The organism is Lactobacillus sp. UMNPBX1 (genome assembly GCF_002554085.1).
Taxonomy (GTDB): domain Bacteria; phylum Bacillota; class Bacilli; order Lactobacillales; family Lactobacillaceae; genus Lactobacillus; species Lactobacillus crispatus.
In genome coordinates this window covers 366,732-390,121 of sequence record NZ_PCZI01000001.1, presented here as the reverse complement: position 1 = coordinate 390,121, position 23,390 = coordinate 366,732, and the positions used below count along the sequence as shown (strand labels likewise).

General features: G+C 36.8%; 26 protein-coding genes. 1 reads left to right on the top strand and 25 read right to left on the bottom strand.

Annotated elements, in window-relative coordinates:
• Nucleotides 1-25: 25 nt before the first annotated feature.
• The 21 genes from CP352_RS02010 to CP352_RS01910 all read right to left on the bottom strand — a co-directional run bounded on the left by CP352_RS02010 (nucleotide 26) and on the right by CP352_RS01910 (nucleotide 19,936).
• A complete protein-coding gene (locus CP352_RS02010; RefSeq protein WP_005718858.1) occupies nucleotides 26-1,183 on the bottom strand; it encodes a cysteine desulfurase family protein in 1,158 nt (385 codons plus the stop codon).
• Nucleotides 1,184-1,185: 2 nt separating this feature from the next.
• Complete coding sequence (locus CP352_RS02005; RefSeq protein ID WP_005721331.1) at nucleotides 1,186-1,881, bottom strand: 5'-methylthioadenosine/adenosylhomocysteine nucleosidase; 696 nt, start codon at nucleotides 1,879-1,881, stop codon at nucleotides 1,186-1,188.
• A gap of 18 nt (nucleotides 1,882-1,899) precedes the next feature.
• On the bottom strand, nucleotides 1,900-2,214 hold the full coding sequence (locus CP352_RS02000) for a hypothetical protein (RefSeq protein ID WP_013086162.1): 315 nt from the start codon (nucleotides 2,212-2,214) through the stop codon (nucleotides 1,900-1,902).
• Between the two features lie 2 nt (nucleotides 2,215-2,216).
• Nucleotides 2,217-2,786, bottom strand: a complete 570-nt coding sequence (locus CP352_RS01995) for an NUDIX hydrolase (protein ID WP_005724551.1) — start codon at nucleotides 2,784-2,786, stop codon at nucleotides 2,217-2,219.
• Nucleotides 2,787-2,801: 15 nt separating this feature from the next.
• Nucleotides 2,802-3,005, bottom strand: coding sequence for a cold-shock protein (locus CP352_RS01990; protein ID WP_005721332.1), 204 nt, complete (start codon nucleotides 3,003-3,005; stop codon nucleotides 2,802-2,804).
• Nucleotides 3,005-5,806, bottom strand: coding sequence for an isoleucine--tRNA ligase (gene ileS, locus CP352_RS01985; RefSeq protein WP_089143178.1), 2,802 nt, complete (start codon nucleotides 5,804-5,806; stop codon nucleotides 3,005-3,007). Before ileS ends, CP352_RS01990 begins: the two co-directional genes overlap by 1 nt.
• Before the next feature lie 227 nt (nucleotides 5,807-6,033).
• Complete coding sequence (locus CP352_RS01980; protein ID WP_089143177.1) at nucleotides 6,034-6,858, bottom strand: DivIVA domain-containing protein; 825 nt, start codon at nucleotides 6,856-6,858, stop codon at nucleotides 6,034-6,036.
• On the bottom strand, nucleotides 6,834-7,634 hold the full coding sequence (locus tag CP352_RS01975) for an RNA-binding protein (protein WP_065990433.1): 801 nt from the start codon (nucleotides 7,632-7,634) through the stop codon (nucleotides 6,834-6,836). Before CP352_RS01975 ends, CP352_RS01980 begins: the two co-directional genes overlap by 25 nt.
• The gene (locus tag CP352_RS01970) at nucleotides 7,634-7,936 is read right to left on the bottom strand and encodes a YggT family protein (RefSeq protein WP_005718845.1); all 303 of its coding nucleotides are present in this window, start codon (nucleotides 7,934-7,936) and stop codon (nucleotides 7,634-7,636) included. Before CP352_RS01970 ends, CP352_RS01975 begins: the two co-directional genes overlap by 1 nt.
• A complete protein-coding gene (locus tag CP352_RS01965) occupies nucleotides 7,936-8,373 on the bottom strand; it encodes a cell division protein SepF (RefSeq protein WP_005718844.1) in 438 nt (145 codons plus the stop codon). Before CP352_RS01965 ends, CP352_RS01970 begins: the two co-directional genes overlap by 1 nt.
• A 17-nt stretch (nucleotides 8,374-8,390) precedes the next feature.
• The gene (gene ftsZ, locus CP352_RS01960; protein ID WP_057726421.1) at nucleotides 8,391-9,734 is read right to left on the bottom strand and encodes a cell division protein FtsZ; all 1,344 of its coding nucleotides are present in this window, start codon (nucleotides 9,732-9,734) and stop codon (nucleotides 8,391-8,393) included.
• Between the two features lie 14 nt (nucleotides 9,735-9,748).
• Nucleotides 9,749-11,110 (bottom strand): cell division protein FtsA, encoded by a 1,362-nt coding sequence (gene ftsA, locus CP352_RS01955; RefSeq protein WP_013086157.1) that lies wholly within the window; start codon nucleotides 11,108-11,110, stop codon nucleotides 9,749-9,751.
• 62 nt (nucleotides 11,111-11,172) lie between these two features.
• Nucleotides 11,173-12,030 (bottom strand): cell division protein FtsQ/DivIB, encoded by an 858-nt coding sequence (locus CP352_RS01950; protein WP_089143176.1) that lies wholly within the window; start codon nucleotides 12,028-12,030, stop codon nucleotides 11,173-11,175.
• A gap of 16 nt (nucleotides 12,031-12,046) precedes the next feature.
• A complete protein-coding gene (gene murG / locus CP352_RS01945; protein ID WP_023488121.1) occupies nucleotides 12,047-13,153 on the bottom strand; it encodes an undecaprenyldiphospho-muramoylpentapeptide beta-N-acetylglucosaminyltransferase in 1,107 nt (368 codons plus the stop codon).
• Nucleotide 13,154: 1 nt separating this feature from the next.
• Complete coding sequence (gene murD, locus CP352_RS01940) at nucleotides 13,155-14,534, bottom strand: UDP-N-acetylmuramoyl-L-alanine--D-glutamate ligase (protein WP_089143175.1); 1,380 nt, start codon at nucleotides 14,532-14,534, stop codon at nucleotides 13,155-13,157.
• 7 nt (nucleotides 14,535-14,541) lie between these two features.
• On the bottom strand, nucleotides 14,542-15,510 hold the full coding sequence (gene mraY / locus CP352_RS01935; protein WP_005718838.1) for a phospho-N-acetylmuramoyl-pentapeptide-transferase: 969 nt from the start codon (nucleotides 15,508-15,510) through the stop codon (nucleotides 14,542-14,544).
• Nucleotides 15,511-15,516: 6 nt separating this feature from the next.
• Complete coding sequence (locus tag CP352_RS01930; RefSeq protein ID WP_089143174.1) at nucleotides 15,517-17,676, bottom strand: penicillin-binding transpeptidase domain-containing protein; 2,160 nt, start codon at nucleotides 17,674-17,676, stop codon at nucleotides 15,517-15,519.
• Nucleotides 17,676-18,038 carry a cell division protein FtsL gene (gene ftsL, locus CP352_RS01925; protein WP_023488118.1) on the bottom strand — a complete coding sequence of 121 codons (363 nt, stop codon included), beginning with the start codon at nucleotides 18,036-18,038 and terminating at the stop codon, nucleotides 17,676-17,678. The genes CP352_RS01930 and ftsL overlap by 1 nt, the downstream gene beginning before the upstream one ends.
• Nucleotides 18,039-18,051: 13 nt before the next feature.
• Nucleotides 18,052-18,999: a 16S rRNA (cytosine(1402)-N(4))-methyltransferase RsmH gene (rsmH, locus tag CP352_RS01920; protein WP_023488117.1), complete on the bottom strand. Its 948-nt coding sequence runs from the start codon at nucleotides 18,997-18,999 to the stop codon at nucleotides 18,052-18,054.
• Between the two features lie 5 nt (nucleotides 19,000-19,004).
• The gene (gene mraZ / locus CP352_RS01915) at nucleotides 19,005-19,436 is read right to left on the bottom strand and encodes a division/cell wall cluster transcriptional repressor MraZ (protein ID WP_005718833.1); all 432 of its coding nucleotides are present in this window, start codon (nucleotides 19,434-19,436) and stop codon (nucleotides 19,005-19,007) included.
• A gap of 170 nt (nucleotides 19,437-19,606) precedes the next feature.
• Entirely contained in the window at nucleotides 19,607-19,936 is a 330-nt protein-coding gene (locus CP352_RS01910; protein WP_005718832.1) for a DUF3397 domain-containing protein, read from the bottom strand.
• A gap of 93 nt (nucleotides 19,937-20,029) precedes the next feature.
• Here CP352_RS01910 and CP352_RS01905 point away from each other — a divergent pair, with 93 nt between their 5' ends.
• A complete protein-coding gene (locus CP352_RS01905; protein WP_005718831.1) occupies nucleotides 20,030-20,155 on the top strand; it encodes a DUF4044 domain-containing protein in 126 nt (41 codons plus the stop codon).
• A 41-nt stretch (nucleotides 20,156-20,196) separates the two neighbouring features.
• Here the strand turns inward: CP352_RS01905 and mreD are convergent, their stop codons facing one another.
• From mreD to CP352_RS01885, 4 genes are all read right to left on the bottom strand, one after another.
• Complete coding sequence (mreD, locus tag CP352_RS01900; RefSeq protein WP_089143173.1) at nucleotides 20,197-20,736, bottom strand: rod shape-determining protein MreD; 540 nt, start codon at nucleotides 20,734-20,736, stop codon at nucleotides 20,197-20,199.
• Nucleotides 20,736-21,587, bottom strand: a complete 852-nt coding sequence (gene mreC / locus CP352_RS01895; RefSeq protein ID WP_013086149.1) for a rod shape-determining protein MreC — start codon at nucleotides 21,585-21,587, stop codon at nucleotides 20,736-20,738. Before mreC ends, mreD begins: the two co-directional genes overlap by 1 nt.
• Nucleotides 21,588-21,632: 45 nt before the next feature.
• Nucleotides 21,633-22,637 carry a rod shape-determining protein gene (locus tag CP352_RS01890; RefSeq protein WP_013086148.1) on the bottom strand — a complete coding sequence of 335 codons (1,005 nt, stop codon included), beginning with the start codon at nucleotides 22,635-22,637 and terminating at the stop codon, nucleotides 21,633-21,635.
• Between the two features lie 85 nt (nucleotides 22,638-22,722).
• Entirely contained in the window at nucleotides 22,723-23,355 is a 633-nt protein-coding gene (locus tag CP352_RS01885) for a RadC family protein (RefSeq protein ID WP_023488112.1), read from the bottom strand.
• Nucleotides 23,356-23,390 lie beyond the last annotated feature (35 nt).

Genomic DNA, 23,390 nt, shown 5'->3' with positions numbered 1-23,390 from the left:
TAAGATACTTTCTTTTTGAAAGCAACTATTTATTTTTAGATTGAATTCTTTGTACAATTTTTACTAATTCTTGGGCGAATTGCTCAATTTCTTCATCCGTATTATAACGCCCAAATGAAATTCGGATCGACTCATTTATTCTTGGTGAATTTTCTCCAAAACAAGCAATTAAAACATGTGATGGCTCCAAAGAACCAGCAGTACATGCTGAACCGCCTGACACGGCAAATCCATTCAAATCAAGATTTGTTTGTAAAGAAGTAGTAGATACACCATTGAGATGCAGATTAAGCACATGATGTGAGTAACCCGGACCATACCCACCATTAATTTCATAATTAATTTGATGATCGTCTAATTCCTTTAAAATAATGTCTTGATAATGAGCATATTTCTTTTGCAAAGCATCACGACCAATCTCGGATACTTCACGGACAGCTTCGCCAAAGCCGGCAATTCCTGGTACGTTCTCTGTTCCAGCTCGACGTTTGGTTTCCTGCTCACCGCCTAAAATCAAATTTGGAATATCGATATCCGCATTTTCATATAAAAAGCCTAAAAACTTAGGTCCATTAATTTTATGTGCAGAAACAGACAGAAAATCAATGTTCATGTCCTTAACATCAATTTTAATTGTGCCCATTCCCTGAACATTGTCAACATGAAAATATGCATTGGAGTCCTTTACCATTGCCCCGATTTCTTTGAGCGGCATAATGGTACCAACTTCATTGTTAACGGCCATAATCGATACTAAAATAGTGTCTGGCGTTAATTCCTTTTTTAACTGTTCTAAAGAAATTTGCCCGTTTTCATCGACATTCAAATAGACAATGTTGTAGCCCTCATTTTCCAAACGTTTCATTGGATTAAGAACCGAGGGATGTTCGATCGGCGTAGTAATAATCTTTTTACCAATATTTTTACGAGCATAGGCAGTTCCAAGAATCGCTGTATTATTGCTTTCTGAACCACCTGAAGTAAAAATAATCTCTCCATCTTGAGCATTAATATCTTGAGCAATCTGGTGACGAGCTCGATCAATTACATTTCTGGCCCTACGACCTAATTCATAGGTACTAGAGGCATTACCAAAATCATTTTTCATTTCATCGGTAATAATATCAATTACCTTGGGTGACATTGGTGTCGTTGCCGCATTATCTAAATAAATTTCACGCACGTTTAATTCATCTTTTCTACATAATCACTAATTAACTTAGCTGCCTTAGCGCCGACTTCCTTGACAAACTTGTCAAAATCATTGTCTGCATTAGCATCCCCATTATCGGAAATTGCACGCATAGCAACCAACGGAGTTTTAAAATGACGAGCAACTTGTGCAAAAGCGGCTCCTTCCATTTCTACTCCTAAAGCTTCTGGAAAGTTTTTCTTGATTAACTCTTTTTGTTCTTCTGATTGAACAAAAGTATCTCCAGTAACAACAAGCCCTTCCTTAAAATCTACGTCTTCTTCACCTAAATATTTCTTAAATGCTTCCCTTTCAGGCGAATTCAACTTAAAGGTAGCAGGCTCTCTTGGAATCTGACCTTCTACATATTCACCGGCACTAACACAGTGAGCATCGTGATAGGCAAAATCATTTACTAAAATCACATCTTTACGATGAACATCATCTTGTAATGATCCAGCAGAACCAGTCATAAAAATTACATCAATTTTTTCTTTAGTTAGTAAACTAGTCAGATTCATAGCGGCATTCACTTTACCGATACCACTTAAACCTAAATATACATCATTGCCATTAACAGAAAAATGTTCGAATTCTGTTGATCCGAACATTTCTTTTGTTTCTGCATGGAAATGATCACGATAAAATTCAGCTTCTTCCGCCATTGGGACGATAATCGCAATCTTCAATTTATTTCCTCAGTTCCACTATAAATGAAATAGTGCTAATAGCACCAATATAATTAAAACAATCACTATCAGGATAGCACGATTCAATCTTTTTTTCAGTCTTAAAGACTTCTCTTGGCGAATCGTTTCCTTATCACTCGATTGATTATGCTGATAAAATTCTTGTCCATCCCCAGCCAGAGGGCGTCTTCTAGGTTCTTCTTCAGAGCCATCCCGCTTAAAGTCAGGATTTACATCTACTTCTTCTGAATCATTATCAGAAAAGGAAGATTTTAGCTTACTAAGTAGGCTTTTTTTCTGCCTTTTACGATAATCAGAGCGTTTTTCTACCATAACTAATCCTTATTATCGGTCTGAGCATTACGCAACATCATATTTTCCCAAACAGTAATTGCATAAATTGTCTTTGCATCAACAATTTTTCCTTCAGCCAATAAAGTTTTTAATTCATCTAAGCTATACCAACTAGAAGTTAAAAATTCATCTGCATCCAGTGCCCGCTTATCAGTCAATTTAGTTAAGGTATCACAATAGAAAAGATACATCTTTTCATCACAAAAACCAGGAGAAGAATAGAATTCACTGACCTTTTCCCAGTAATCTGCGCGATAGCCACCTTCTTCATTCAGCTCACGCTTCATTGCATCAAGCGGACTTGCATCAGTGGAATCAACCAAACCAGCTGGAATTTCCAAAGTAATCTGCTTAATTGGTTCCCGCCATTGCTTTACTAACAACATCTTTTGTTCATCATTAATTGCAATAACAGCCGATGCAGGCTTATGCTTAATAACTTCTCTAGTTGCAGTTTCACCATTAGGAAGCTTAATTGTGCGAACAGCCAGATCCAAAATACGTCCTTGAAAAATCTGCTGTGACGAGATTTCTGTTTCCTTTAAATCCAAAATCCCAGCTCCTTTTTAGGCTAAATAAACATTTACACATTGCAGACCATTTTTACCTTGAGCTAACTGATATTTAACTCTTTGACCTACTTGCAAAGTTTTATAGCCTTCCTCTTTAATTGCTTTATAGAAGACAAAATATGACTTATGATTACGATCATCTTCAATAAAGCCATAGCTACTGCCTTCATCAAATTGTTTTACAGTACCTAACCGCATTAGTTTTCAAATCCTTCTTGAACAGCTTCTGGGTAATCTGCTTCAACGATTTTAGCACAACGACCACAAAGCATTGGCAACTTTGGATCTACGCCAATATCAGTTCTAATCATTCGGCACCGCGGACAAACTTCGCCATCAGCACGTTCTACTACAATACTTGCATTATTAAGCTTCTCCGCTTCTGCTGGAGCTTCGCCGTCAGCAATAGTTAACTTAGATACAATTAGAATTTGTCTGAAATCAGCATCCAAGTCTTGGAGCATTGCCTTAGTTTCCTTATCTGGGTAAATAGTTACTGTTGCTTCAAACGATTTACCAATTAACTTCTTATTTCTTGCATCTTCTAGAGCCTTCAAGACGTCATCACGCAACTTCATGAATTTACCCCAATTTTCAAGCAAATCATCATGGTTAGCATATTCTTCAACTTCTGGCATATTAGCAAGTTGAACGTAATCTTCAGGTTCTTTCAAGAAGCCCCAGATTTCTTCCATAGTGTGTGGCAAAATTGGTGTTAAGATCTTAGCCAATTTAACAGCAGCGTCGTAAATAACAGTTTGCATTGAGCGACGATCATGGCTGTTTTCACCATCAATGTAAAGTACATCCTTAGCAAAATCAAGATAAAATGCAGAAAGATCATTAGAAACAAAGTTGAAGACCTTCTTGAAGACAGTAGTAAAATCAAACTTGTCGTAAGCAGCAAGACAGTCTTTAACTAAGTCATTTAATTTCACTTCCATGTATTGATCAACTGAACGAAGATCAGCATAAGCAACGCGATTTTCTTTTGGATCAAACTCACTAGTGTTGGCCAACATGTAACGGAAGGTATTTCTGATCTTACGGTAACTTTCTGCAGACTGCTGCAAAATTCCCATTGAGACTGCAACATCAGAAGTAGTATCAGCTTGAGCTACCCAGAGACGAATAATTTCGGCACCCATCTTCTTGATTACGTCATTTGGTGAGATTACATTACCAAGTGACTTAGACATCTTGTGTCCCTTATCATCAAGCACAAAGCCTTGTGATAATACTTCTTTATAAGGTGCCTTACCAGTTACTGCAACAGACGTAATCAAACTTGAATTGAACCAACCACGGTATTGGTCACTACCTTCAAGATAAAGATCAGCTGGATAGTGTAAACCATCACGTTTTTCCATTACGCCTGCCCAAGATGAACCAGAGTCGAACCAAACATCAAGAATATCTTTTTCTTTAGTAAACTCGCCATTTGGTGAATGTTCTGAAGTAAAGCCTTCTGGCAACAGTTCCTTAGCTGTATGAGTGTACCAAGCATTTGAACCTTCTTTTTCAAAGATCTTGGCAATATGGTCAATCGTTTCTGGAGTAACAATTGGGGTACCGTCTTCTGCATAGAAGATCGGCAATGGTACACCCCAAGCACGCTGACGAGAAATTACCCAGTCGCCACGATCTTTAATCATGTTGTAAAGACGAGTCTTCCCCCATGAAGGAATAAAGTTAGCTTGTTCAATTTGATCCAGAATTTGATCTCTAAACTTAGAAATTGAAGCAAACCATTGAGTAGTTGCTCTGAAGACAACGGGCTTCTTAGTACGCCAATCATGTGGGTATGAGTGAGTAAAGAAGCTTAACTTGAGCAAAGCGCCAGCCTTTTTAAGCTTATCTGCTACCACCTTGTTAGCATCATCATAGAACATTCCTACAAGATCTGGATCTGGAATATCTTTAGTAAAGCGACCTTGTGCGTCCATTGGACTGAAGACCGGGATACCATACTTTTGACCAACACGGTAGTCATCTTCACCAAAACCAGTAGCGTTGTGAACTAAGCCGGTACCGTCATCATCAGTAACATAGGTGTCATTCATTACCAAACCATATTGGCCTACACCAGTCTTACCATAAAGGGGATGCTTATAAGTCATCCCATCAAAATCAGTACCTTTTAATTGTTTAAGTACTTTGTAGTCCTTCCAGCCTAAGTCTTCTGCAACGACTGGCAAACGATCTGAACCAATTACATACTTCTTACCGTCAACTTCTACTAAGGAGTAGTCAAATCTTGGATTAACGGTAATACCCACGTTACTTGGAATAGTCCAAGGAGTAGTAGTCCAAATTACTAATGAAACATCTGAATCTAAGATACCTTTACCATCTTTAATTGGAAAAGCAACATAAATTCTAGGTGATTTAATATCATGGTATTCTACTTCAGCTTCAGCTAAAGTGGATTCACTTGACCATGACCAGTAAACTGGCTTCAAGCCCTTATAAATATAACCTTTTTTATACATTTCTCCAAAGACGCGAATTTCTTGTGCTTCAAAGTCATGTTGCAAGGTAATATATGGATTATCCCAATCTGCCATAACGCCTAGACGCTTAAAATCGGCCATTTGCTTTTGAACTTGTTCTTCAGCATATTGTCGACAAAGCTCGCGATACTTAGCACGATCCATTGTCTTACGGTCAACGCCTTGCTTAGCTAATTGTTGTTCAACAGGCAAGCCATGAGTATCCCAACCTGGTACGTATGGTGCATAATAACCGTTCATATTCTTGTAGCGAACAATGATGTCTTTAGAAATCTTGTTCAACGCATGTCCCATATGAATATTACCATTAGCAAATGGAGGGCCATCATGTAAATCAAAACGAGGCTTACCTTCGTTTAACTTTAATCTTTGTTCATATAACTTGTTATCTTCCCATTCTTTTTGCCATTCAGCTTCACGAACAGGTAGATTACCGCGCATCTTAAATTTAGTTTTACCTAAATTAAGAGTATCTTTGATTCTCATTAACAAAATTCCTTTCTAAAAAAGAAAGCCTCATCCTAAAATTAGGACGAGGCTAACCGTGGTACCACCTAAATTGAACTTATTATAAGTTCCACTTAACTTTGCGTAACGTGCAAATACCGTTTAGATTAATTAGGCAGCTGATCAGCTCTTAGGCTCTTATGCTAGTCTTCCACCATCACTAGCTCGCTGAATTGCCTTCAAGCTTTACTGTCAATCTAATATGCTTATTTTTTATAGTCGTCAGGAAAAACAATTGTTGGGCCTAAAGGATCTGATTTCATTTCAGGCTTAACATTAATTGTTTCATGACTTGGACTGTCCCCGGTCATTGGTTTAGGTGCAGCATTTTCTTCATTATCTGCATCGTCAGAATCATCCGGTTGATCCAACTCCAAATCATCAGGGCCTTGAGAAGAGTTTACGTCATTTTCATCATCATTGTCAACATCTTCATCTTCAACGTCTTCATCATCAGCACTTACTGGCTCCGAACCATCATCTGGATAATAACGCTCTAAGTTGAAGTAATCATCCAATGCATGTTGCCACTTTTCATCATTCAAATTATCGATTTCAGTCTGTAGCATTTCTTGAATATTACTACGAAATTCACTAACTTGCTCTTTTACACGCATATAATCCGTAGAAATAGTATCTTGTTGATGCTTTTGGAAGTTAATATTATCTTCCGCTTGCTTTTTGGCATCCGCAATAATCTGCTTAGCCTCTGCTTCTGCTTTCTCTCTCATTTCATCAGCAGTTTGTTGTGCCGAAATTAATGATTTATTTAAAGAACGCTTTTTTTCGTTATATTCATTAACTTGATCTTGATAATCATCTACTTTTTCTTGTAAATCAGTTAACTTTTTATTTAAAGAAACTACTTCATTCTTCAAGTCAACCACTCGATCAAGTGTATCACCATAATCATCAACAATCTGATCTAAGAAGCTATCTACTTCAAGACGATCATATCCATTACGACCACGCCGTTTAAATTCCTTGTTGTGAATATCCATCGGGGTCAATTGTGTTTCTTTGTCTGCCAAAGTCTGAGCACCACCTTATATTTACCTTTTCTTGTAGTCGAAACATCCTCAATCAAAATCCGACCAAAGTGTCTTAAACTCAAGACATCGTCTTCTTTAATCATTATATTAGAATCTGCTATTTCATGCCAATTTAATTTAACCAGCTGACTATTAATCATCTTTTGAATTTGACCGCGGCTTTGTCTGCTAATACCCGATAATACAGCATCAATTCGCATTGAGGCAACTATTTCCGTTTTTTCAATCGAATCATCCTCAGGAACCAAAACTTCTTTGAAGCTAATCGGTCTCAGCTTTACTTTTGCTCTGCCAATGCGGTCAATTTGCTCTTCAAAAAATTCCGTCATTTCTTTTTTAGTGAAAAACTGCCATTTTCCTTGATTATCAGTAATAATATCGCCAAAAATACTTGTATCAATACCCGAATTCGCCAAGGTACCTAAAATAACACTATGATTTATTTTAGTAAATTTTTGCGGATATTCAATTTCATACGGCTGAATCTGATAATCACTCGGTCGCAGATTAAGCCATTCTTCACTTAAATAAACTCGCTTTTTCTCTGCATTAGAATAGCCACCATACTCTTGAACAAATGCATCATTACCAACAATTGTTCTTAAAATTGCTCGTTTTCCCGGATCCAAAAAATCAGTCAAAATTGGCTCATGCTTAAAAATCAGCTGATTAAAAAGACCAGTAAAATAGTCAATTACTGGTCTTTCCTCTTGATTAAAATGTGGGTAAAACTTACTTGCCTGTCTGCGTTCCATTACACCATCATCCTCAATAAAATATCAAATATCCATCTTAAAACATAGTTTTGAATGAAATATAAGATAAATAAAGCAATAATTGGCGAGACATCAATTCCAGTTGAATAAGCTAATCTCGCAAATGGACCTTTTCGAAACAAATTTAAATATGGATTTACAACCTTGTCTAAAAAGCGACCAACAACAGAATTACTTAGCATTGGTAGCCAACTCATAATTGCATCAATCACGATCAGCAGACTATAAAGCCATAAAATCCACGTAAGTGCCAAGTAAATTAAATTTAATATATTAACCATTAGCTTAAATTGTCTTTCTTATCCACTAAATCACTAATTTTGCCATCAGTAACAAACTTTGGTGGAGTTGCTAAAAAGATTTTATCACCAATACGTTGGATTTCACCATTTAATGCATATACAGTACCCGTGATGAAATCAACAATCCGACGTGCTGAACTGTCTTCCATTCTGCTAAAATTAATCACTACTGCTTTATTATTTAATAAATTTTGTGCAACATCCTTAGCATCGGAATATACCCGTGGTTCATATAAAACAATCTTGCTTTTAGCCGAATTCAAGCCTGATTTAATTGAAACCACATTATCGCGATTAACTGAGTTCAGAGGCAAGTCTTCATTTTCATTTTTAGTCTGTGAGGCATATTCTTCGTCATTTTCTAATTCATCATCATTAGAAATTCCGAAAAATCTTCCTAATTTATCAAAAGCCATTTATACTACCTCCAAAACTAGTTTTCACTACGATGTTTAAAAAATGGAATATCACTGTTATCGTCACTATCGTCCTGAGCGCTAGTTTCAATTTGAGAAATACTATCCTGGTCTTCATCACTAAAAGTATCAAAACCCTCATAATCTTTCTTAGGCTCAGTAGGTTGGGTATTTCTTCTTTGATTGTCTTCGCTATCATTTAGTCCCCAAACACTGGTTGGATCAACCATCGTTTGCTTAGGCTGCTCAGGTTCTTGTTTTTCAGCAGCAGGCTGAACTGTTTGTGGTCGATCAACTGGTTGCTTAGGTTCTTCAGCCTTAGGAGCTTCTTCTTTTTCTTTAACTGGTTGAGCCTTAATTTGGTGGCTACGACCTGGTAATTGCTTAGAAGCAGCTTCTTCAGCCTTAGAATCAATTCCAGTAGCGATTACAGTTACTACCACCTCATCGCCCAAGTTAGGATTAATTGAAGTACCGAAAATAATGTTTACATCGTCACCAGCAGCCTTAGAAACAATCTCTGAAGCATCTTGAGCCTCAAATAATGTAAGGTCAGGTCCACCAGTAATGTTAAGTAACACTTGCTTAGCACCATCAATAGAAACTTCTAATAATGGTGAAGAAATCGCCAGCTTAGTAGCTTCAACTGTTCTATTTTCACCGCTAGCACGGCCAATTCCCATTAAAGCTGCACCTTGATTTTCCATTACAGTCTTCACATCAGCAAAGTCCAAGTTTACGTAGTCAGTTGAAGTAATCAAATCAGAAATACCTTGAACACCTTGCTTCAAGACATTATCAGCTTCCTTGAAGGCATCCATCATAGGAGTCTTCTTGTCAACCATTTCAAGCAAACGATTGTTAGCTATAATAACCAAAGTATCAACATATTGCTTTAGCTGAGTAATACCTTCTGCAGCGTTTTTAGAGCGCTTAGGGCCTTCAAAACTGAATGGACGTGTAACTACGCCTACAGTTAATGCGCCCGTCTCACGCGCAATTTTTGCCACTACAGGAGCCGCACCAGTACCGGTACCGCCACCCATACCAGCAGTAATAAAGATCATATCTGCACCCTTAAGTGCATCTTCAATCGTTTGTTCACTCTCTTCTGCAGCTTTTTGTCCTACTTCAGGATGTGAACCAGCACCCAACCCACGGGTCAACTTAGGCCCTAGTTGAATCTTGTTTTCAGCTTTGTTGCTGTTCAAAGCCTGAACATCAGTGTTTGCTGCAATAAAAGAAACACCTTGTACGCCATCGTCAATCATTCGGTTAACAGCATTGCCGCCGGCACCACCAACACCAATTACTTTGATGACAGCATTCTTATTGTCGTCTGAATCGAATGTAAAATCCATTAAATTAACCACCTTTAATCAAAGAATTTCTTAAAGAAACTCTTCAAGCTATTAGTTTTTTCTTGCTTAGTATTATTTTCATCGTCTGGCGCAGATTCTGTTCTGGCAGACATTTTGCTTCTATTATAAGCTTCTTTGGCTTCACTTTCACTATTAGAAGTCGTACTTTTAGAAATCTTGGTACTTTTTGGCTGAGAAACGGGGTCTTCCACAGCGGGTTCACCAAAACCATAGATTACGCCATTAACAAGATAGTCAACTTCAGACATCTTATATGAATAGTGGACGATACCATAAGCAGCTGTATAAATCGGATTACGCATACCAATTTGATCTGGTTCATAAATTCGGGCCTTAACATTTAACCCATTAGCAGTCAGACTATCAATTCCTTGTAATAGGCTACTACCACCTGTAATCACAATACCACCTGGTTGCTTCAATGCATTATGCTTAACTAAACCTTTTCCTAAACGAGTCAAAATTTGTTCTAAGCGTGCATTAATAATTTCACTAAGATATACTTCGTCAACCATTTGCTGACTATTTGCACCAACACTATTAATAGCAAATTTATCGTTTTTTGAGGCAAATTGTGGATCCGCAAATCCATAGTCCAACTTAATTTGTTCAGCGTCCTTTTTCGAAATACTTAAAACAGCAGAGATATCATTAGTAATATCGCTTCCGCCTTCTAAATCGATGTTGGCATACTTAATTTGGCCATTTTTAATAACAGTTGCCGTACTTACGCCACCACCAAGATCGATAATTACCGAACCAAAAGTTTTTTCACTTTCATTCAATGCTACACTTGAAATTGCTAAAGGCGTTGGCACAAAGAAATTATTATGATAACCGGCTCTTTCAATAGCCTTCTTGATATTGTGCAAAGGACTAGTAGGTGCAGTTAATAAAATTCCACTAACACCCAAGGAACGTGCAATCATTTTTCTTGGATCATCAACTTCAGTTTTACCATCAATCAAAAAGCGACTCGGCAAAAATGTAATTGCTTCACGATCATCCTTAGCTGCTGAATGAATCGCAGATCTAATCGTTCTTTTTACATCATCATTATTTACTTCTTGCCCTTGTTCACCAACATTAGCAAAACCAGTTGCAGTTTCCAGTTGTAACATCCCTACCGGAATTCCTGTAACTACACTATAAATCTTGGCGTTTGTTTTTTCTGCTACACCTTTTAATGCACGACTAATTGCACTAGCAGTTTGATCAATATCTACTATTTGACCGTGTCGCATTCCTGAATTTGGCGTTGTAACTGCACCGATAACCTTACCAGAATCTGCAACAACGGCTTTTACACTTGTGGTTCCTATATCTAAACCCACTAAAAGATTTGAATTCTCCAAAATTAAGCCCCCATTAATATTTGCCTTGAAAAAATTCTAACATAAATAAACTTGCAAAACAGCTACGATATGCCATAAGCTTTCTTTTCACTAGAAGTTAATGGTCTACTAAATGCACCTATTTCTAAATCAATAAGGCTATGTTTGCCAGCTTTAATTCTAATAGTATCATAATATTTTAGTTTGCTATTCAAAGTAGCAGTATTGCCAATCACTACATTACCGTCCTTCATTACTAAAATAATTTGTGAATTTCGTCTGGTATTCCCACTTAATAATTTTACATGATTTTTAAATGAATTAGGTAAACTGTTAAATAACTTTAAATCATTTTTTAATTCATCTGATTTATTATAGCCAACAAAAATAGGTTTATCTTGGTTCACTTTTGTCCAAGGTAGAGCTCTCGTACCTATTTTTCCATTATCCAAAATCTTTCGGTAAGAATCACCATCTTTTAAGTAGCCCACGGTTTTACGTTCATTAATTTGTAAAATCAATTGATTAATATGACCTAAATGAACTTGTGCACTTTGAATTTCTGGATATTTTTGGGATAATCTTTGACTCAAATCTTTTTGTTGAAACAAGTAATCAAAAACTTTATCGCTAGCCTTGATCTTAGATACCTTAACAATTTCTTTAGCAGGTAAATGCTCTGCACCAATTATTTTAACAGTACTGATATTCGCTAAAGGTGAAATATAGTATCCTAAACCAGCTATCGCCAAAACTGAAACCGTCATTATCAGACCTAGCCTACGTCGTAATGATCGTCGTCTTTCTGCCTGTAAATTTGAGAGTGAGGCAGAAATCTTGGTCTGCGATTTTCGACTATTCCTTTGTTGGTTAAATTCATGATTCAAGTACGGAGACAATTCTTTCCTTGGATCAATCTTAGTTACTGGCTTTTTGGCCATCTGCCTCACCTACCTCCTAGCGTGAAATTTCTTCCATCACCTTAATCACTTGATCAGATGCATCAGGTACGCCTAAAGCCTTAGAAGCTTTGCTCATTTCAGTAGCATACTTTTCATCGAGCAAAATATGGTCAATCGAAGAGACAAAATTATTTGGATTTAAATCATCTTCTGGAATAACCAATGCTGCCCCAGCTTTTTCTAAATCAAGCGCATTCTTCATTTGATGATTATGAGTTACATTAGGGCTTGGAATCAAAATAACGGGTACACCTAATGCAGTAAATTCTGCAATACTTGTTGCACCAGATCTTGAAACAACACAAGTCATTTCTGGCAATAGACCTGGCATGTTTTTAATGTATGGCAAAACTTTAATATTATTACCAATATCAACATTCTTAATTTTTTCTTGTACCTTATCAAAATAAAAAGTACCTGTTGCCCAAATAATTTGATATGGCTTTTGCTTTAGCGTCATTAATGACTTAAGCATAATTCTGTTAATTGCTAATGCTCCACGGGACCCACCAAATACTAAAACAGTTGGCATTTTTGGATTTAATCCCCATGTTTTTTCAAGATCAATTTTTTCTTCGTGCAAGCTTAAAACTTGTTGTGACCGTGGATTACCTGTCTTAACTAGTTTCTTCTTTTCTGAGAATTCCTTTGCAGCATCATCAAATGTATAACAAATTTTATCCACATAATGACCCAAAAATTTATTAGCTAATCCAACCACTGAATTAGATTCATGAATCATTGTTGGAATATGCATTTTAGCTGCTTCATAAACCATAGCACCGCTAACGTAACCACCTGTACCTAAAACGACATCTGGTTTAAAGTCCCGTAAAATTTGGCGTGCGCTTTTAGTAGCTTGTAAAAATAGCTTGATAGTCTCAAAGTTTTTTAACGGATGTTTACGGTTAAAGCCTTGAATCTTAATTGTTTTAAAGTTAACACCGGCTGCTGGAACAATTTTTGATTCCAATCCTTTTTGTGTACCTACAAATAAGATTTCATCGTTTTTACTAATACCGCGTTCTTTCAAACGTTCAATAATTGCCATAATTGGGTAAATGTGACCGCCTGTACCGCCACCTGTAAAAATAACTCTCATTTTATTTAGTCTTTAATTCCTCAACAAATCTAACAAAGTAATCGCCACGTTCTTCAAATGTTCTAAATTGATCCCAAGAAGCACATGCTGGTGAGAACAATAGTACATCGCCTGGTTCAACTAATTCCCAAGCACGAGGAACGGCCTCTTGTAGTGTATTAACAATTACAATGTCCTTAATTCCTGCTTTTCTAGCTGCGTCAGCTAACAAATATCTAGTTTCACCATAAAGAACAATTGACTTAACATGTTTTTTAAATAATGGTACCAAATCATCAAAAGTGAAGCCACGGTCTAACCCACCAGCAATCAATACTTCCGGTTGCTTAAATGATGGAATAGCTACAGTTGCTGCTTCAATATTAGTTGACTTAGAATCATTATAAACCTTGCAGCCATCAAGTGTTGTTACATATTGCAAACGATGCTTAGCTCCAGTAAAGGTGCTCAATACTGCGGCGATATCATCATTATCAGCGCCCATAATTTTAGAAATTGCAATAGCGACTAAACTATTTTGCAAATTATGAATACCTGGTAATTTAATATTAGAAATCTTCATAATCTTTTCGTTTTGACTTTCAAGATATTCATCGCCAATGAAATAATCAGCATTATGATCTGTCTCAGAAAAAGTTTGCATTTTAGCTGGTGAAACTTCTTTTTCCTTAGCCAAAATATCTTTTTGATCATAATTAGCAATAAAGTAATCATTACTGTTTTGCGTTCTAGTTACATTCAACTTTGCATTGACATAATTTTCGAAAGTCTTGTGATAATCTAAGTGGACGTTGTTGTAAATATCAACAATCGCTGCAACTTTAGGATCAATATCAGTTACACCCAAAAGCTGGAAACTAGAAATTTCAACTACTAAAATATCATCCTTAGTTGCCTTAGGTACAACTTCAGAAATCGGTACGCCAATATTACCAACTGCATAAGCATGATGACCAGATTTTTGCAAATGATGGTCCAAAATTCTTTGTGTCAGCATTACCGTAGTAGTTTTTCCATTTGAACCAGTCACACAAACATAGGGAGCATCACTACAACTTAAAGCAACTTCTGGTTCAGTAATAATCGGGATATTCAACTCCTCAGCTTTTTGAACCATCGGATTTTCATAGGGAATACCTGGATTTTTAACTAAATAATCAAAATGTTCTTTTTCAAGCAAATCAACTGGATGATGACCGCCAATTACGCGTACGCCGCGACTTTTCAATTCTTGTGCCTTAGCATTTTTCTCCAAATCAGCTTTATCATTTAAAGTTAAATTTGCTCCTAATTGCAAAAGGAGTTCGCTAACAGCAAAACCACTTTTACCCAAGCCTAGAACCAAAATGTTTTTATTATTATAAGTTTTAATATCCTTCATTTTATGATTATCCCCAAATTACTAAATACAAAATACTGCCAATTAATCCAACTAACCAGAAGACAATATCTACTTTCCATTCTGACCAACCCAACATTTCAAAGTGGTGATGGATAGGTGTCATCTTAAAAATACGCTTACCCGTAGTTTGGAAAGAAATTACTTGTAAAATTACACTAGCAGTTTCACAAACAAAAACAATCCCAACTAACAATAATGACCAGGGACGGTTAAGCATAATACTGATTGTTGCTAAACCGCCACCTAAAGCAAGTGAGCCAGCATCACCCATGAAAATTTTAGCCGGCTTATGGTTAAAAATAAAGAAGGCAATTAAACCACCAATTACACTCATACAAAAGGCCAAAACAGCAAAATTCTTTTGTTTGAATGCGATATAGGCATATGTACCATATGCTACAACTGATAAACCTGTTGCTAAACCATCAAGACCATCGGACAAGTTAACAGCATTTGAAAAACCAACCAGCCAAAAAATAATAAATGCCACAAATAAAACTAAGCTATGGACAACCCCAGCAAAAGGAATATATAACCCAAATTGAAAATGATCACTTGTAGCAATCAAGACAATTAAAATTGCAATTATAATCTGTAATGCTAATTTTTGCCATGCACGCAAGCCTAAATTACGTTTGAAGTAAAGCTTAATACCATCATCAAGGAAACCGATAATACCGTAGCCTAAGAGACTGATTACCAAAATCCAAACAACTTTATTCAAGCTGTGCTGCATAGCAGCTACCCAAATAACAGAAATAACTGCTGCAATTACAAAAACGGTCCCACCCATTGTAGGTGTGCCAGACTTTTTTTGATGCCATTTAGGACCTTCATCACGAATTTCTTGTCCTTCGTGATGTGACCGCATAAATTTAATCAACAATGGAATAAAGATCACTGTCAAAACCAGTGAACTAACTAGGGCAATACAACTTGCCAACATCATATTCATTCTGAGTTACTCCTTTAACTTAATGTTTAATTTTCTTCCAGCTTTTAATTCTGTTCCTTTAGCCACGCTTTGACTCGCAACAGTGCCGGTACCTTTTATGCTTAACTTAATATCTGTCAAACTAGCAAATTGGTGTAAATCACTATAAGTCCATCCCGTCATATCAGGACAAATGATTTTTCCTGAAGTATTGACAAAAATCTTAGACCCAGACTCTAACTTTTCGCCACTCTTAACTCCTTGATTGCTAATCCGATCACCGCTACCAATTTTAACCAAATTAAGTCCTAATTGCTTAGTTTGACTTTCAGCTTGTGCAACGGTTTTAGCTTTTAAGTTTGGTACTTTTACAGTAGTTGATACATCATCATTTTTAGCAATCGAAATGATTCTCTGCATCATCGGTTTGAAAATTGAAGCCAAAATCTTTTCAGCTCCGCCTCCAATTAAGTGTGGTTGCTTAATTGTCAAATAAATACAGTAACGTGGTTTACTTGCTGGATAAATACCAACAACAGAGAAAATATAATTACTATCACCCTTTAGATAACCTCCACCTTTAGGGTTAGCAATCTGCGCAGTCCCCGTCTTAACAGCAATATCGGCGTTTCCCATCTTATAAGCAGAACCAGTTCCTGATTGCTTATTAAGTACCTTTCTCATGTTAGCCACAATTACTTTTCTGGTTTTAGCACTATATACTGGAGTACCAACCTTTTTAATCTGATAGCCTTGAATTGTATTGCCATCAGAGTCAGTAATTTTATTAACCAACTGTGGCTTTACCATTTGACCATTATTAGCCAAAGAACTATAAGCTTGCATCATTTGCATTACATTCACAGCAACGCCTTGACCAAAAGCAGTAATTGCTTGGTCAACTGGTGTTTTAAACGAAATCATCCCCGGCTGCTCACCTGGAAGACTGACTCCCGTCTTTTCACCAATTCTGAACTTCCTCAAGTACTTCTTCCAAGTCTTAGCACCCATCTTTTGTTCTAACTTAACAAAACCAGTGTTACTTGAACGTTCAAAAGCTTGAGACAATGGAATTGTGCCCCAACCTGAAGTCAGCCAGTCATGGATAGTCGAACCAGCAATATTAACAGAACCAGACCGGTAATACTCATTAGGGTTGTAATTGCCACTGTTGACTACTGCAGCGAACGACAAAATCTTGAAAACTGATCCTGGTTCATAAGTATCTTGGACCAAGATATCCCGATACGACTTAGTTAATCCCTTCATAGTTTGAGGATTAAAAGTAGGGCGTTGAGAAGCTGCCAAAATTTTCCCAGTCTTCATGTCTTCAACTGTAGCAGTAATTGATGTTGGTCGGTAAGTTTTCTGTACTTCACTTAAGCGAGTCTCAAGCAAACTCTGCAACTGAGAATCTAGTGTTAAATACAAGTTGTTTCCATTTTTAGCAGGCTTATAAACCTGATTACTATTTGGAAGCTGATATTCAGATGCATCTACCGAAGAAATCCGGTAACCATCTGTCCCAGTCAAAGTCTTATTGAAATAGGCTTCAATTCCCATAGTTCCGACTAAGTTTTGTGCATTAGTCTTTTTATTCCAAATTGGTTGAGCCAATCCAACAGTATGTGATGCAAAAACACCATTGGGATACAATCTAGATGGTGTTTCCAAGAACTTAATTCCTGGTAATTTCATTGCTTCAATCTTTTTCTTTTGCCGCAATGTCAGTCCACTACCACCTGTCCCAAATTGTACCTGAAAGACCTTCTTTTTTGGGGTTAAATATTGGTAAATTTTTTCCGCAGACAATGGTAAAACCTGTGCCAGCTTTTCAGCTGTCTTGGTTTTATTCACTACATACTCAGGTTTATTCTTATAGTTGATCGAAGTCTTATCTAAAATCGCATAAACCGTATACAAATGCGAATCTTCCGCAATTGTTAATCCATTTCGATCATAGATAGTCCCTCGCGTGGCCTTAATTACCTGATTGCGCTTATAAAGCTGCTTGGTACGCTGTGATAAATTTTGACCATTAACTGTCTTGGATATTCCGATATATAAAAATCTAGCCGTAAATACAAGAAAAACCAAAGCCACGGCCATTTGGAGAAATCTCCCCACCGTAAAGCGGTAGCCGTGGGCTTTGGATTTTTGTAATTTTAAATTACTGTTTTTTTTCATTAACGAATCGTCCTAATATTTTTGTTAATTAGAGTTAATCCTTTTTCACGTGCAATTTTATTTAAACGTGAAGTAGAGGTCAACTCCCCAATCTCTTGACGTAAATCGGTAATCTTATTCTGTTCCTTAGCAACTGTTTGTTGAGTTCTAGTCAAATCATGTTGAGCCGAAGTTGCAGAAATACTAGAAGAAACTAGAAAGATCATCATGCCCAACGTAATGACGCTTCCAATAATCATCAAAGCTTTTTCTATGCCACTATAAGGAACTTTACGCGGATCAAGGATAATTCGTTGTCGTCTTTGCGAACCATTTCTACTACTTGGTTCATATTCAATTTTTCTTGCTGAGCTATCAGCCATAACATTTTCCTCTTTATAACTTCTCTGCAACCCGTAGTTTTGCACTGTGTGAGCGGTTGTTGTTCTCTAACTCAGAAGTAGAGGCTACAATTGGTTTGTGATTTACCAAACGTAGCGTTGGCTTCATACCGTCCGGTATAAATGGCATTCCTCTTGGCACCTCAACTTCTGAATACTTCTTAAAAATCCTTTTAACGATCTTGTCTTCATGAGACTGAAACGTAATTACACTGATTCGACCACCTGGACGCAATATCTTAATTGCTTCCTCTAGCGAAGCTTGTAAAACATCAAGTTCGTGATTAACAGCGACCCGCAAAGCTTGAAAACTCTTCTTTGCCGGGTGCCCTCCAGTCCTTCGTGCATACGCAGGAATCGCATCTTTAATCACATCAACTAATTCAAAAGTCGTTGCAATTGGCTTTTCCCGTCGTCTTTCTACGATTCTGTGAGCAATTTGACGAGAAAACTTTTCATCGCCATATTGATACAAAATATCTGCCAGTTCTTTTTGACTTAAAGTATTAACTAACTGATAAGCATCTAAGTCCTGACTTTGATCCATCCTCATATCTAATCGCGCATCATAACGATATGAAAAACCGCGATCTGCTTGATCAAATTGAGGGGAAGATACACCTAGGTCATAGTAAATGCCATCTATTCCATCTGAGTAACCCAGTTTTACCAGGTCCTTTTCCAGATTACTAAAGTTGTCATGTACCAATTCTAACCTTGGCTCACTATCCGGTTGTAATAAATTCGCAAAGTTCAACTTCGCCGATTTTATCGCATATTCATCTTGGTCAAAACCTACAAGCGTACCGGTGTCAATTTTGCTGAGCAAATATTTAGCATGTCCACCACCGCCAAAAGTTGCATCTACATAAAGACCACCGTTTTTTGGTTTCAAATTGTCGATAGTTTCGTGTAAGAGTACACTGGTGTGTTTGAATTTCATATTTTTTATAGTTCAATGTCGTCCAAATTTTCAGCAATATCATCATAGTCTTCGTTAGCTTCTTCTTCAAAACTAGTCCAACGTTCTTTTGACCAAATTTCAATTCGATCAGAGACACCAATGATGACACATTCTTTAATGAGTTTGGCATGCATTTTCAACGTTGTTGTCAGATTAACGCGACCTTGCTTATCAAACTCACATTCCATCGCACCAGAGTAGAATAAACGCATAAATTTACGTGTATTCCTCTTAGTCAACGGAAGTTTTGCTAATTTAGCTTCAATCTTCGACCACTCCTCCATCGAGTAGCCAAAAATGCAGCCTTCCATTCCTCGCGTGAATATCATCTTGTCGCCAATCTGATCGCGAAGTTTCGCTGGTATAATCAGGCGACCCTTGCTATCAAGATTGTGGTGATATTCACCCATGAACATGGTCTAGCCCCCTTCCACTAAATAATTTACCACAATTCCCCACTCTCTACCACATTCATAAGAAAAAAATACAGATTTTTAAATTTCTTTTTTATTGTGATTTTTCAAAATAAAAAAAAGTCACAAAATATTGAAATTTTGCGACTTAAGCATATACAAGTAATTTTATTTTATAACACTAGCATCAATAAAAGTCCGATATACCAGAAAACAGTACAGGCAGTCAAATAATCCCATAATTTTCTAACTGTTTTTCCTAAAGAAATATTTTTATTTCTAATCGCATCGTTCAGCGACACAACAATCACTAATACAAAATAGCATAAAAAACCATAAGGTAAAAAAGAAGGTTTATTCATATGTAAAGTAATTAATCCACAAGCTGAAAGAAAGAAAAATGGCATAACATCGTACCCTCTAAACTGTGCTTTAGGGAAAATTTTATTGATAAAAAAAGCAACTACTAAGCCAATAATTGGAATTAGGAAAATATAAAGCATAAGCATTCCTCCATTCTTTTTATTCTAAACTATAATTGATTTGAAAAAAACCGTTAATAAGCATAAAATATTGTTCAAATAGGAGGGCTGTTTATGGCACGAAAAAAGAAAAAGAAATCAGGTTTTCAAAAATTAACTATTGCAATGGCTTGGATCATGGCAATTATTACTTTAGCAGCTGTTATTGCTCAAGCTGCTATCTCACTTCAAAGTTTTTAAGGATTAAAAAGACGCGAAAGAAAAAATCTTCCGCGTCTTTTTTAAACTCGATAAGCGTTTAAATCAATTAAGAATGGATAATCCTGAGCTAAATTGCCCCAAATCCAATACAAGAGAAAAAAGAAGACAACTGCCCAACCTAAACTGACTAAAATGCTCATTAATAATACGTGTGCTGATGCAGCACTAATACCCACCATATTAAAAATGAGCCAACTATACGCAACAAAAACTGCAGTTCCTAATAAAACGACAATTAATCTAGCCCATAACATTTCCGGTAAAAAACGAGCTATTTTTTGACAGATCCAGCAACTTGCAGGTAGGAAAACTGTATAAACACCGATAATGCCATAAAAATAGATATCAGCAACAATTCCTGCACCTAATGCTAACCAAATTTCATTATCATTAGTATCATCAAACAGACCAATCAACATTACACTGATTGGCAAAATGACGCTTGACGCTGCAAAGTTGTCATAAGTCATAAACTGATGTAAGTAAAGTGCACATACACCGTCTACTACCAATGCAATAAATAAGCCAATTGCCAAAACCCATTTTCGAAACGTAGACATTAATTAGCCACCTGTCTTTCAATTACAGTTACAACAGATGGATCACTAATATCACCTGCTGGTTTAATTCTAATCTGATCAGATAGACCAAATGAATCACGAGTTGTCGTAGTAACTGTCCCAATTAACAAGCCTTTTGGTGAGTTACCGCCCATACCACTAGTATAAACTCTCGTGCCGGCCTTCAGTTTGCGACCATCAACCACCTGTGTAAAGGCAAGATAATTATTGGAAGTAACTGTAATAATACCATGTACTGTTTTTCCATTCGCAGCATCCGCTTGAACAGAGAAGCGATTAGCCGACTCATCAGTAGTAGTAAGTAATTCCACCTTGGAAGAAGCAGCATTTGCTTCTACAATTCGACCAATAACACCGCCATCGCACATGACAGCCATATTCTTTTTAATTCCAGCTGAACTTCCTTTATTAATCACTAATAAATCTGACCATGTATCAGGCGACCGAGAAATAACAGAGGCGTTGACCATGGTATAGCCACTTAACGTATCTTTTAATTTCAATGCAGACTTCAATTGCCTATTTTCTTTTTCAAGAGCTGAATTGCGAGCCTTCGTCTGGCCTAAATTAGTAACTTCTCGCTTTAGATGATTGTTTTCTTCTTGCGTATTTAAAATATCATGAACACTATTTAATCCGCCTGACACGAGCCCTACTGGTACATCAACAATTCTAGTACCTAAAGCAACGACATCGTTACCCAAGCTTTGAATCAGTAAAGGTGTATTGCGCCTATTGCGCAAGCTAACACTCCCACCCAAAACGGCTAAAATAACAACTATTATAATAAATGCTGATAATAACTTTTTATTTTGCAGAAATTTTTTCATTAAGAATTGATCCTATAGAAAAACCGGCAACAGCCGGCTTTTTTATTATTTGCGACTTCTACGCATTACTTCAATATTCTTGAGTGATTCACCAGTACCAATTGCTACACAATCAAGTGGATCTTGAGCAATAAACACAGGAACCTTAGTTGCTTCAGAAATAACTTCTGGCAAATTCTTCAAGAGTGCACCACCACCAGTTAAAACAATACCATGATCAATAACATCGGCAGCAATTTCTGGTGAAGTTTGTTCCAAAGTCTCCTTAATAGCTACGATAATGTCTTGAACTACATCTTGAATAGCCTTGGCAACATCAACTGCTTCAATATCAACAGATTTTGGTAAACCAGTTACTAAATCACGACCACGAATATTCATTGATTCAATTTCTTTAGCCTTTTCAACTGAAGCTGAACCAATTTGAATTTTAATGTCTTCTGCAGTTCTTTCACCGATTAATAAGTTAAAGTTTGAGTGAACATAGTTAATAATCGCATTATTAAACTTATCACCGGCTTGACGAATTGAAGTTGATGAAACGATTCCACCTAATGAAATTGTAGCAACATCAGTAGTACCACCACCGATATCAACAACCATTGAACCAGTAGGATCCATAACTGGCAAGCCAGCACCAATTGCAGCTGCGAACGGTTCTTCAATTACAAATGCTTCACGCGCACCTGCAACTCTAGCTGCATCAATTACGGCACGCTTTTCAACTTCAGTAACACCTGAAGGAACACATACCATTACTGATGGCTTAGAATTACCAACAGTTTTTTCCATAAAGTACTTAAGCATTGCTGCTGTAGTATCGTAATCAGCGATTACACCGTCCTTCATTGGACGAATAGCTACAATGCTGCCTGGTGTTCTACCAATCATTTCTTTTGCTTCTGAACCAACGGCGATTACTTCGCCTGTTTGTGTATTCTTTGCTACTACTGAAGGTTCTCTAAGAACAATGCCCTTACCTTCCATATAAACAAGTGTATTGGCTGTACCTAAATCGATACCAATATTCTTTGTACCTAATCCAAACACAAAAATCTCTCCTTAACTGTTGCGGTCTCTAAATCTTGAATAATTATAGCATACTATAACTTTAAAGGCGCCTTTCACACAAATTTTAAAGAACTTTAAAACAATTTTTCTCACGCAAACTTAAATATTGACCTTCTCCCACGATAAAATGGTCTAAGAAATCAATTTTCATCATTTTTGCAGCTTGACGTAAACTTTCAGTTAATTCCAAGTCACTTGCAGATGGCGTTAATTTACCACTAGGATGATTATGAGCAATAAAAATTCCAGAGCAGCCATAAATAACTGCCCACCGAAAAATTTCCCGCGGATGAGCAATTGATCTATTCAAAGTCCCTTGAAATAGTTTCTTCTCAGCAATAATGTGGTTGCTATTGTCAATATACAATGCCCACAATTCTTCCTGCTTGTGCCCTATCAGCTTATCAGCTAAATACGTACCTACTTCAATGCTAGATGTCAAAATTGTCTTTCTCTTAGGTGAAGCGCAGCGCAAACGATCTAGTACTGCCTCAGCCGTAATAGCAAGTTCATCCGAGCATTCTGAACTGGTAATAAACTTTAATAGATCATTAAACGAATTTAACCCTGAGTTTTTCAGAAAAACATTTAAGTCCTGCAACGTATGAATTCCTTTATTTTCTAGTTGTTCAAATAATTGTGTCAATAGCTCTAAATCTGTTTTGACAAAGTAATGATTTGGTTTTCTTTTTAACATAAAATCCCCCTCATTACTTATTACGCAAAAAAGAG

Bases quoted from the DNA above. Each gene is read 5' to 3' on its own strand.
- murD (WP_089143175.1), bottom strand. From the start codon at position 14,534: ATGAAGGATATTAAAACTTATAATAATAAAAACATTTTGGTTCTAGGC.
- mreD (WP_089143173.1), bottom strand. From the start codon at position 20,736: ATGTCTACGTTTCGAAAATGGGTTTTGGCAATTGGCTTATTTATTGCA.
- CP352_RS02000 (WP_013086162.1), bottom strand. From the start codon at position 2,214: ATGGTAGAAAAACGCTCTGATTATCGTAAAAGGCAGAAAAAAAGCCTA.
- CP352_RS01950 (WP_089143176.1), bottom strand. From the start codon at position 12,030: ATGGCCAAAAAGCCAGTAACTAAGATTGATCCAAGGAAAGAATTGTCT.
- mraZ (WP_005718833.1), bottom strand. From the start codon at position 19,436: ATGTTCATGGGTGAATATCACCACAATCTTGATAGCAAGGGTCGCCTG.
- CP352_RS01905 (WP_005718831.1), top strand. From the start codon at position 20,030: ATGGCACGAAAAAAGAAAAAGAAATCAGGTTTTCAAAAATTAACTATT.
- CP352_RS01885 (WP_023488112.1), bottom strand. From the start codon at position 23,355: ATGTTAAAAAGAAAACCAAATCATTACTTTGTCAAAACAGATTTAGAG.
- CP352_RS01910 (WP_005718832.1), bottom strand. From the start codon at position 19,936: ATGCTTTATATTTTCCTAATTCCAATTATTGGCTTAGTAGTTGCTTTT.
- CP352_RS01965 (WP_005718844.1), bottom strand. From the start codon at position 8,373: ATGGCTTTTGATAAATTAGGAAGATTTTTCGGAATTTCTAATGATGAT.
- murG (WP_023488121.1), bottom strand. From the start codon at position 13,153: ATGAGAGTTATTTTTACAGGTGGCGGTACAGGCGGTCACATTTACCCA.
- CP352_RS01990 (WP_005721332.1), bottom strand. From the start codon at position 3,005: ATGCGGTTAGGTACTGTAAAACAATTTGATGAAGGCAGTAGCTATGGC.
- ileS (WP_089143178.1), bottom strand. From the start codon at position 5,806: ATGAGAATCAAAGATACTCTTAATTTAGGTAAAACTAAATTTAAGATG.
- ftsZ (WP_057726421.1), bottom strand. From the start codon at position 9,734: ATGGATTTTACATTCGATTCAGACGACAATAAGAATGCTGTCATCAAA.
- mreC (WP_013086149.1), bottom strand. From the start codon at position 21,587: ATGAAAAAATTTCTGCAAAATAAAAAGTTATTATCAGCATTTATTATA.
- CP352_RS01930 (WP_089143174.1), bottom strand. From the start codon at position 17,676: ATGAAAAAAAACAGTAATTTAAAATTACAAAAATCCAAAGCCCACGGC.
- CP352_RS01975 (WP_065990433.1), bottom strand. From the start codon at position 7,634: ATGGAACGCAGACAGGCAAGTAAGTTTTACCCACATTTTAATCAAGAG.
- rsmH (WP_023488117.1), bottom strand. From the start codon at position 18,999: ATGAAATTCAAACACACCAGTGTACTCTTACACGAAACTATCGACAAT.
- ftsL (WP_023488118.1), bottom strand. From the start codon at position 18,038: ATGGCTGATAGCTCAGCAAGAAAAATTGAATATGAACCAAGTAGTAGA.
- mraY (WP_005718838.1), bottom strand. From the start codon at position 15,510: ATGAATATGATGTTGGCAAGTTGTATTGCCCTAGTTAGTTCACTGGTT.
- CP352_RS01970 (WP_005718845.1), bottom strand. From the start codon at position 7,936: ATGGTTAATATATTAAATTTAATTTACTTGGCACTTACGTGGATTTTA.